Below are 1,278 nucleotides of genomic sequence, written 5' to 3'. Positions count from 1 at the left end.
GGCCGCCCAGGCCGGTTCGTCACTGCCCGGTTGCACCCAGACCAGCTCGTTCATGGTTTTCCGGTTGTTGGAATCCGGGTTGGCCGAGCCGTCCCGGAAACCCAGAAAATTGCGCGCGCTCTCCGGCGGCTGACCGGGCTTCTTCGGAGCTTGAGGCGGCACGGTGCCTTCCTGTTTCCAGCGCACCAGCAGCAGGTCCGGCAGGTTTTTCACGATGTCACGTAACGCATGGATGTTGCTGTCGGCGGTGTTGGCGCAGAACTGGATGCTCAGGTCGCCGTGGCAACTGGCAGGCTCCAGCGCATCGTTGGGAAAGCCGACCATGCGGCTCAGGCGCTTGGGCTTCACCTCGGTCAGGCCGAAGCGCTCATCGAACAGCGACTCGCCCACCGACACAGTGATGGTCAGGTTGTCGGGCGTGACGACCGGTCCGAGGATGCCGGAGTCCAGCGGCGGCAGTTTCGGATCGACATCCGGCACCGGCCCGCCGGTCATCAGGAAGGCGATGCGCTCGTTCAGGGTGCGAAACAGCCGCTCCAGGTCTTCACGGTCGGCTGCCAGCACGTCGAACGCGACGAACATGCCCGCAGCCGGGCGTGGATTGACGATACCTGTCTGGTGCAGACCGTGGAACGCGTTACGGTCTTCAGTCTTGTCGCTGTTCGGCGCTTCGGTCACTTGCGCGGGCGCAGCGGCCAGCACGTTGCCGCTCAGGCTGCTGCCGGCCAGCGCCGCGCCGGCAGCGCCGAGGCCCATCAGGACGCGGCGGCGCTGAATCGAAGCAGGGGCGTTGTTGGCGTCTGGAGTTTTCATGATGCAGTGCTGTGCTCCTGATGTTCGGATTCGGTTCAGAGGTCGGACAAGCCAAGTGCGGCGTCGATGCCGTTCAACGCGTCCGCCAAGGCTGCGGCCTTCTCTGCAATCTGCTTGCGCTGACCGGCATCGACCTGATCGTAAGGTCGGTAACCGCCCGCGTCGGTTTGCAGCGCATCGAGCGTGGTGTCCAGATCGGCCATCGCCGCATCGATGTTTTCCAGTTGCTGGCCTGCGCTTTTGCTCAGCAGCGGACGCAGCAGATCGACAACTTTGCGGGTGCCGTCCAGGTTGGCGGCAAACCCGTTGAGGTCACTGTGGCTGTAACGTTCTTCTTCACCGTTGCTGCGCACGTCGGCCAGGCTGTGCATCGTGCGGGTGACGATGGCAGCGAGTTGTTCGGGTGCCAGTGACTGCGCCAGCAGTTGTTGCTTGAGCTGGGTGACATCGGCTTGCAGACGCTGG

General features: G+C 64.0%; 2 protein-coding genes. Both read right to left on the bottom strand.

Annotated elements, in window-relative coordinates:
- The coding region (locus BZK31_RS20320) for a Dyp-type peroxidase (RefSeq protein WP_157900768.1) at positions 1-813 on the bottom strand (813 nt) is incomplete at its 3' end.
- A 35-nt stretch (positions 814-848) separates the two neighbouring features.
- Positions 849-1,278, bottom strand: a 430-nt coding sequence (locus tag BZK31_RS20315) for an EfeM/EfeO family lipoprotein (RefSeq protein ID WP_167378064.1), incomplete at its 5' end; no start/stop codon positions are given.

It is taken from the genome of Pseudomonas floridensis, assembly GCF_002087235.1.
GTDB lineage: Bacteria > Pseudomonadota > Gammaproteobacteria > Pseudomonadales > Pseudomonadaceae > Aquipseudomonas > Aquipseudomonas floridensis.
The sequence above is the reverse complement of the archived record's forward strand: the minus strand, read 5'-3'. Positions and strand labels throughout refer to the sequence as shown.